Origin of the sequence: Pseudoalteromonas sp. S327 (assembly GCF_005886415.1) — a bacterium.
Taxonomy (GTDB): Bacteria; Pseudomonadota; Gammaproteobacteria; order Enterobacterales; family Alteromonadaceae; genus Pseudoalteromonas; species Pseudoalteromonas atlantica.
This window is the reverse complement of record NZ_PNDP01000012.1, coordinates 101,919-110,577: the sequence shown is the minus strand read 5'-3', so window position 1 is coordinate 110,577 and position 8,659 is coordinate 101,919. Positions and strand designations below refer to the sequence as shown.

Here is an 8,659-nt window from a genome sequence, read left to right as displayed (position 1 = left end):
TGCAATCCACGGCTATAACTGCCCATGAATACAAGTTCTTTATGTAATGAAAAATAAAGATGCGCTGTTGCTACTCCGCAAAGTATCGGCCTAAATAAACTCTACCTCGAAGTAAACCGATTAGCTTTCGTATAACAGATAGGCAAATTATCAATTCAAATCACTTACTGTAATAGATGTTTTCAAGCGATTTCTCGTTGTTTAAGAAATTTACCTAATAAAAAACATAATTATTTTTAGAGTGTAATTTAGTTAATAAATCTCAATTTAAGTGCCATATTTCAATATAAATCAACAAGTTCTCAACGCGCCGTGAATTCTCGATTTAAGTGGCACTGATCATTTTTTGAAAAATAACTAATTTTTATTTCACAAACAATTGATAACCATTATTGTTTAGATTAGTATGCACCTACTAAATGAAATTGAGAGTAGTTTGTATTCATGTATATTTGTCTTTGTCACGGGGTGACTGATAAAAAAATTGAGCAAACAATTGACGATGGTGCAACTACCATGCGTGAATTAACTAAAGAGCTTAAAGTAGGCAGCCAATGCGGTAAGTGTTGTTGTTGTACTAAAAAGATCCTAAATCGCAAACTTATTGAGATTGCAGATATTACCGATCAAGTCGCTTAATTCGTTATTACAAAATTCAAATACAAAAAAAGCAGCTTATAAAGCTGCTTTTTTTATGACCTAAATTTACCTTACAGTTGAGACTGTAAGTAATTTTCAAGCCCTGTATTTTGAATAAGTAGTTGCTGGGTCTCTAGCCAGTCAATTTGTTCTTCCTGCTCGTTCAAAATATTGTCGAGTGCTTCACGGCTAATATAATCTTTTTTGTTTTCAGCTAATTTAATTGCACTGCGCAAATCATCAATTGTATCAAGCTCAAAGCTCATATTTGCGGCAATCATTTCTTCGCTGTTTTCGCCAATGCGTAAACGGCCTAGGTCTTGTAAGTTAGGTAAGCCTTCTAAAAATAAAATACGTTCGATTAAACGATCGGCGTTTTTCATTTTTTGAATTGAAACCTTGTAGTCTGCTTTATCAAGCTGGCTAAAACCAAAATCTTTAAACATGCGGGCATGCAAAAAGTATTGGTTAATACCCACAAGCTCATTAGCGAGTACTTTATTTAAAGCTGCTATAACGTCTTTATCGCCTTTCATACTTTATGCTCCTTACTCGCCCATTTGTGCTTGGTGGTAGTTTTGCGTACCAATTTTATCAATTAGACCAAGTTGTTGCTCTAACCAATAAACGTGATCTTCCTCGGTATCAAATAATAGCTTTTCTAACACTTCGCGAGACTGATAATCTTGCTGCTCTTCACAAATAGCAATTACCTCTTTAACACATGCAACTACTTCAAGCTCTAGTGTTAAGTCGTTTTGCATCATACTTTTTACATCGTTACCAATTAAAAGGTCACGGCGTTTAGTCATGTTAGGCACGCCTTCTAAAAACAAGATGCGTTTGATTAGCCAATCAGCATGATCTTTTTCTTCTTCCATTTCATGGTTAAGGCGTACATATAATTTATCTAAACCCCAGTCATCATACATGCGTGAATGAATAAAATACTGGTCAATTGCGGCTAACTCATTGGCTAGCAAAGTATTAAATGCATCGATTACTTTTTGATTACCTTTCATGATAAATCACCTTAACTATTTTAATTGTGCACAGTGTAGTTAAATTTGCGTATTTTGCAAGTTTTTCTATAAAAATCATTAATTTACAATTGGTTTTGATTCTTATTTAAGTTTGCGTTATTGCTTGGTTTATGTACAGTTTTGCATTTTCATTTAAAGGGTAATGTTATACCCATTTATGCCGTTTGCACCATAAATAAACACCACTGAGTATAAAAAATGCTAACGACAGTGATACTAAAAGCCATACAAATTTTACAATCGGCCCTGCAAATGCGCCAGTATGAAACACATATTTAAAGTTCCATACATGGGTGACTGCATTTGCTTTACTGGCATCATACGCGCTAAGCACTTTAGCGTTGTATGGATTTACCCACACCCAGCTATAAGCATGGCTTTCTCCTGGGTTTTGTAGGCGTAAAGCGATTGGGTCATTGTGTTTTTTAGGTAAGTAAATACGATACAAAATCCCCTCAGGAAATACATCAAGGGCTTTATTTATTGCTTGGTCGTAGTTAATACTTGCTGTTGATTTTGCTATCACTTTTGGCGCTTTAGGCCTATTTTGTACTTGAGAAAATGCCACGGTTTCTACTAATGTTTTGGTCGCGCTTTTCCAATTAAAGGTGATACCTGTGAAGGCTATAAGCAATAGCGGTAATAAAACATAAACACCAAGCACGGTGTGTAGCTGATACATAAGTACTTTAAATTTAGCTTTAGGTTTAATCGCCAGTCGTTTTAGGCGGTTTTTAGGCTTAACCCATAAATAAAAGCCCACTAACACATTTATTATTAATAATAGGGCGCATACAGAGACCACGTTTTTTAGTGGTTTTTCACCAGAGACTGTTTCAAATAATAGCCAGCGATGCAAAGCAAGGGTAAAACCATACAGCGTGTCATTTGTTTGGTATTGAAAAATTACTTTGCCTGTATACGGGTTCACACTGGCGTTACTGCCATCACCTAATCTAAATTGCCAGCTGGCATTAGGGTTACTAAGGGGCATAAAGCGGGTGATTTTTTTATCTGTTTGCTGCTGTACTGCGCGGATTAATTCTGCGTGGCTAAGCGTTTTGGTTTGTGGTTCTATCTGCCATTTATCGGGCTGAATATAATATTGTATGTCATTTGCATAAAGTAAAATGGCGCCGCTAATACTGAGTATTAACAAAAAAAGGCCACTTAGTAAGGCAAGGTATAAGTGAATTCGACGTAACCAGATTTTCAAAAGTAATCTCTATAATAAGCAGTTACAGCGATTGTAAGTGATAGAACAGGTGTTTATCAATTTATAAAATGTGACCCTTTGTGTAAGCAAACTACTGTATATAAAACCGCGAACAACACGCTAAGCTTTAGTCCCTTAAATAAAGTTTAAAAATTTAGGGGCTTTAAGTCAGTAAAAGTTCGTATGAGTAATGCGCTTTAATTTTTATAATAATGAAATAAACACCAGCTAAAAATTAAAATATGCACGGTTTGCGTTCTTGCTTATTTTTACGTGTAAATTTTAATTGCAACTTATTGATGTTTAAACTGTAATTATGTGATGTATTTTAAACGCTTTGCGGGCTAAAACTTGCGTCTTTTAGGTTTTAGTGCATTAATATAGGTAATAAATAATACAATTACAGTTATTGGATATATAGCATGGTTGAAGGAAAAAAGTATGGGCTGCTAAATGGCACAGCTCAGTCTGTGCGTAGTAAGCTGATCATTACTTTTTTAGTTATTGCTATTGTTCCACTTTGCTTGCTGACCTGGTTTAGCTTACAGCACGTTAATAATACCTTGCAAAAAAATGCAAATGCAGAGCTTCATGAATTAAGCTCTATCGCCTCAGAGTTTGCTAATTTATGGTTTGATGATCACCTTACTGATTTATATACCTTTAAAAATCAGCTTTCTAACTTCCCGCTTGAACAAAGCAAATTAATAAATCATTTTGTTAATCAATATGACTTTGTAAACAGTATAGAAATTATCGCTGCATCGGCACTTAAGCAGCCCATTATCTCGCCTTACGGGCAGATAAACAAAGGTGAGCTTAGTACGCTTATAAATTCGGTTAATACCTCAACGCCAGCCGCTTTTGGCTCTGTTATGTTAAATGGCAAACAGTTTAATATTGTGGCTATGCCTTTGCTTAATTCGGCGCAACAACTAGAGGGTGTAATTCTCACAGAAGTAAATATTAATGGCCTTTTAAAAAGCTTAAACACCATTCACAACATGCACAACGAAGTGAGTTTTTTTGTACTACATAATAATAAAATAGAGCGCTCTTCAGTAACAAATGCAGATGAGGCGCCTGTTTTTTCGCAAACGGCACTCACCAGTAAGCAAGTGTTTGATTACGCCAGTGCCAACGGCACGACATACCATGCATATATTAGTGATTTAAATTTTTTAGGTGTGCAAGGGTGGCAACTTTTAGCAGCAAAACCTTTGCATATTATGCTCAAAGACTCTACTTATTATAAGCAGCTGGCTATTTTTACAAATGCAGTTTCTTTACTTCTCATTTTATGCGCAGCGTGGTGGTTTAGTCGGCGCTTATCTAAGCCTTTAATTCAGCTTACCTCAGTAATGGCCCGAATTACCGATGGCGAGAAAGTAAAGGTGCCTACTTTAACTGATAGCCACGAGTTAAATAGGTTATCAGTAGATCTTCAAAAAATGGTGGCATTTAAAGAAGAGCAGCAGAGCATACTGCAAAAGCAGCGCTCTGCTTTGCAAACTGCGTTTAAACAATTGGATGAGCAAAAAAGTGCCCTCGATGAGCATGCCATTGTTGCGGTAACAGATTTAGCGGGCACTATCACTTTTGTAAATAAGAAGTTTTGTGAAATTAGCGGCTATGAAGAACATGAGCTTATAGGTCAAAATCACCGTTTACTTAATTCAGGAAGGCACGACAAAGGCTTTTTTAAAAGCATGTATAAAACCCTTAAACGGGGTGAAGTATGGAACGGCCAAATTTGTAATAAAGCAAAACATGGCGGTTTTTATTGGGTAGACACCACCATAGCGCCATTTTTTGATGAGCACGGAAAACCGCAAAGCTATATAGCCATTCGTACTGATGTCACGCCATTAAAATTACAAGAGCTTGAACTTGAGCAGCACAAAACCCAGCTTCAGTTAGTCATAGATACCACCGCCGTAGGAATATGGGATTGGTTTATAGATACCAGCAAAGTGACTTTTAATAATCGCTGGGCAGAAATAATAGGCTATAAACTCAGCGAGTTAGAACCTACCACTATTAATACTTGGTATAAGTTTGCACACCCCGATGATTTGGTTATTTCAGAGCAAAAGCTAAAAGCGCATTTTAATGGTGACACCGATTACTATGTCAGCGAAGCGCGAATGAAACACAAAGATGGCCACTGGGTTTGGGTACTCGATACTGCAAAAGTAGTCGACTGGAACCTAGATGGGTCGCCTCGTCGTATGATTGGAACACATTTAGATATTACCGAGCGCAAGCAAATAGAGTCTGAGCTACAGTATAGCCGCGATCGCTTTGCTTCTTTGGTGGAAAATATTCCAGGGGTTATTTATCGATGTAAGTTCGATAAAGCCTGGACTATGTTGTACATGAGTGACCAAGTAAAAGACATAACAGGCTATACGCCTGATGACTTTATTAATAATAAAACACTAAGCTTTGCCGCTATTATTCACGATGGCGATCAAGATGTTGGGCTGCAAGTAAGTACCTGTATTGCACAAAAGCTGCCTTGGTCTATTGAATACAGAGTAAAAAGAAATGATGGCAGTATTCGCTGGGTGCATGAAAAAGGCCAAGCAATTTATGGCGATGACAACGAAGTTCTTTATTTAGATGGCTTTATTTTAGACATTACTGAGCGCCATAATACTCAAGTAGAAATTACCCGCCAACAAAACCTGCTTGAAGCAATGAGTAAACAAGGCCAAATTGGCGCATGGGAAATAAACCTTGAAAACCAAACCATGTATTGGTCAGACGAAGTAAAAGTAATACACGAAGTTCCCGACGGGTTTGAACCTAACATTGATACAGCCATTAACTTTTATAAGCCAGGAGAGCACCGCGATAAAATTAGTACGTTGTTTGAATGTGCGGTGACTTTAGGCGAAAGCTGGAGTGTAGAGCTGATAATTTTAACTTATACCGGTAAAGAGCGCTGGGTTAAGTCGATGGGGCAGGCGGAATTTAAAGACGGTAAATGTGTGCGTGTTTTTGGCTCGTTCCAAAGTATTGATGCACATAAACGCCTAGAGTTAGAAAGCGAAAAAGCAAACGCCTATAACAAAAATTTAGCGTCATTAACGGTTTCGCCTGAGGTACAAAATAGCGACGTTGCGCAAGTTAAAAAGCTGACGATAAAGTCGATGGTAGAGGTATTAAATGTTGAGCGTGCCTCTATTTGGATATTTAACAAGCAGTGCGACGAAATGGCGTGCCATGGTTTATATACTCGAAAAGATGGATTTGTGGATTTTGACGGCGTTCTTAAAAAGGCTGATTTTCCAAGTTACTATGAGGCTATTTTTGAGCAAAACCTAGTGGCAATTGAAGATGTATATACGCATAAAGCAACCATTGAATTTACGCAAAGTTATACTCAACCATTAAATATTCAGTCAATGCTGAATGCGGTTATTTCATCAGGCGATGGAAATTTAGGTATTTTATGTGCAGAAACTGTAGGGGCTAAGCACATTTGGACGCAAAGCGAAGAAACCTACTTGCGCTCTTTGGCTACGTTAGTCGGTAGTACCTTGGTCTCGCAAAAGCGTAAAGAAACCGCTGAAAAGCTAAAGGTTGCTTTAGTGCAAGCACAAGATGCTGCTGTAGCAAAAAGCCAGTTTTTAGCAACCATGAGCCACGAAATTCGTACACCGATGAATGGCGTATTAGGCATGTTAGAGCTGGTAGAGTTAGAGCCATTAAGTAAACCAATAGAAAAAAAGGTCGCTATTGCTAAAAGCAGTGCTCATTCTTTACTTGGCGTTATTAACGATATTTTAGATTTTTCTAAGGCGGAAGCAGGCAAAGTTGAGCTTGAGCATATACATTTTAATGCGCGCGACTTAATTGGCGAAATAGCCGAGGCACAGGCCTTTACCGCACAAGAAAAAGGCATTGAGATTATTTTAGATTTAGTCTCCTTGGAGCCTTCACATTTAATGGGCGACCCCGGGCGCATACGCCAAGTGGTAACCAACTTAATTAGTAATGCGGTTAAATTTACCAGCCAGGGTGAAGTGGTGGTGAGTGCATCTATAGAAAAAACCGACCAAGACCTACTGCTAAATATAAAAGTAAAAGACTCAGGAATAGGCATAACCGAAGCAAAACAACAGCAATTATTTACCCCTTTTTCGCAAGTGGATGCATCAACCACGCGAGAATACGGAGGCACGGGGCTGGGGCTTGCAATATGTAAACAGTTATGTGAGCTAATGAATGGTAAAATTTCACTGGCGAGCGAACCTGGCAAAGGCAGCGAATTTACTGCAACCATGCAAGTGGCTGAAGGCATCGAAAAAGAACGTACTATCCCTAATATAAATATGAGTTCGTTAAATGTACTAGTGGTTGATGATAACGAGACAAACCGCTTAGTTATCTCTCAGCAGTTAGGACATTGGGGGGCCAATGTTACGCTTGCTAGTAGTGCAAAACAGGCGCTTGAACTATGTGCACAGCGCATAGAAAATAATCAGCCTATGTTTGATATTGCCGTGCTAGACATGCAAATGCCAGAAATGGATGGAATGGAGCTGTGTAAAGTGCTTAAAGCACATGATGACTATAAAGCCATGCCATTAGTAATGATGACCAGTATTGCAGGTATGGAAGGCGCTCAGCGCTACTCAAAAATTGGTTTTCAGGCTTATTTTCCTAAACCGGTTACAACCGCCGATTTAATTTCTGCGTTATCGGTTATTACAAGTTCAGACAGCACCGAGCCCCTTCCTTTGGTGACCCCAGGGTATATTTCGTCACTCAGAAAAGAAAAATCAGACACACCTGCAAAAATTTTATTAGTTGAGGATAACCCCGTTAATCAGCATGTTTCTACACTGATGCTTAAAAAGCTAAATTGCGAAGTAATACTGGCGCAAAATGGTCAAGAAGCCATAAATACCTTAAGCGAGCATAACGAAGGGTATTTTGATTTAGTGTTAATGGATTGCCAAATGCCGGTAATGGATGGCTTTGACGCCACGGCTAATATACGAGACGGTATGGCAGGGGATGAGCACAAAGCAATAAAGATAATTGCCCTAACCGCCAATGCAATGGACTCAGATAAAGAACGTTGTATTAATGCCGGTATGGATGACTACTTAACTAAACCCATTCAGCTTGATATTTTAAAAGAGAAAATAGAGCAGTACTTGTAGGATTAATAACATGAGTAAGCAAATACAAATACGCGACGCTAAAAAAAGCGATGCGCCAACCATTTTACAGTTTATTACCGAACTGGCCATTTACGAAAAAGAACCCGATGCAGTAAAAACAGATGAGCAGGCAATTATAAAAACGCTGTTTAGTGAGGGGGCAACTGCACACAGTGTTATTTGCCTTGAAGATGATGAGCCTATTGGCTTTGCGGTGTATTTTTATAATTACTCTACCTGGCTGGGTAAAAATGGCTTATATCTGGAAGATTTATACGTAAGCCCCGATAGCCGTGGCAATGGTGCGGGCAAACTAATAATGAAACACCTTGCTAATAAAGCTATAAAAAACGACTGTGGACGCTTTGAGTGGGTAGTACTGGATTGGAATAAACCCGCTATAGATTTTTATAATAGCATTGGGGCAAAAGCCCAAAACGAATGGATAATCTACCGCCTAGCAGGCCAAGACTTACTCGATTTTGCAGAGCAATAGTGATACTAAAACGCTTAATTAAGTGGGTTGGTATAATACTTTTTTAAAAGCAGATGAGTGCCGAAAACGGCCAGTATTTGCTTTA

The 8,659-nt window shown here is 38.3% G+C and carries 6 protein-coding genes; 3 read left to right on the top strand and 3 right to left on the bottom strand.

Going from position 1 to position 8,659, the window contains the following annotated elements; translation table 11 throughout:
- Nucleotides 1-444: 444 nt before the first annotated feature.
- Complete coding sequence (locus CWB60_RS04930) at nt 445-639, top strand: (2Fe-2S)-binding protein (RefSeq protein WP_004588794.1); 195 nt, start codon at nt 445-447, stop codon at nt 637-639.
- Between the two features lie 71 nt (nt 640-710).
- On the opposite strand, the gene bfr (CWB60_RS04925) is transcribed toward CWB60_RS04930, so the two are convergent.
- From bfr (CWB60_RS04925) to CWB60_RS04915, 3 genes are all read right to left on the bottom strand, one after another.
- Nucleotides 711-1,175, bottom strand: a complete 465-nt coding sequence (gene bfr / locus CWB60_RS04925) for a bacterioferritin (RefSeq protein WP_004588793.1) — start codon at nt 1,173-1,175, stop codon at nt 711-713.
- Nucleotides 1,176-1,187: 12 nt separating this feature from the next.
- A complete protein-coding gene (gene bfr / locus CWB60_RS04920) occupies nt 1,188-1,661 on the bottom strand; it encodes a bacterioferritin (protein WP_024031963.1) in 474 nt (157 codons plus the stop codon).
- Nucleotides 1,662-1,827: 166 nt separating this feature from the next.
- The gene (locus CWB60_RS04915) at nt 1,828-2,898 is read right to left on the bottom strand and encodes a PepSY-associated TM helix domain-containing protein (protein WP_138579169.1); all 1,071 of its coding nucleotides are present in this window, start codon (nt 2,896-2,898) and stop codon (nt 1,828-1,830) included.
- A 422-nt stretch (nt 2,899-3,320) separates the two neighbouring features.
- On the opposite strand from CWB60_RS04915, the gene CWB60_RS04910 reads away from it, so the two are divergent.
- Nucleotides 3,321-8,078 carry a PAS domain-containing protein gene (locus CWB60_RS04910; protein WP_138579167.1) on the top strand — a complete coding sequence of 1,586 codons (4,758 nt, stop codon included), beginning with the start codon at nt 3,321-3,323 and terminating at the stop codon, nt 8,076-8,078.
- Nucleotides 8,079-8,088: 10 nt separating this feature from the next.
- A complete protein-coding gene (locus CWB60_RS04905) occupies nt 8,089-8,574 on the top strand; it encodes a GNAT family N-acetyltransferase (protein WP_029774246.1) in 486 nt (161 codons plus the stop codon).
- The last annotated feature ends 85 nt before the right edge of the window (nt 8,575-8,659 follow it).

Excerpts from the sequence above, each read along its gene's own strand:
- CWB60_RS04930 (WP_004588794.1), top strand. The coding sequence starts at position 445 with ATGTATATTTGTCTTTGTCACGGGGTGACTGATAAAAAAATTGAGCAA.
- bfr (WP_004588793.1), bottom strand. The coding sequence starts at position 1,175 with ATGAAAGGCGATAAAGACGTTATAGCAGCTTTAAATAAAGTACTCGCT.
- bfr (WP_024031963.1), bottom strand. The coding sequence starts at position 1,661 with ATGAAAGGTAATCAAAAAGTAATCGATGCATTTAATACTTTGCTAGCC.
- CWB60_RS04910 (WP_138579167.1), top strand. The coding sequence starts at position 3,321 with ATGGTTGAAGGAAAAAAGTATGGGCTGCTAAATGGCACAGCTCAGTCT.
- CWB60_RS04905 (WP_029774246.1), top strand. The coding sequence starts at position 8,089 with ATGAGTAAGCAAATACAAATACGCGACGCTAAAAAAAGCGATGCGCCA.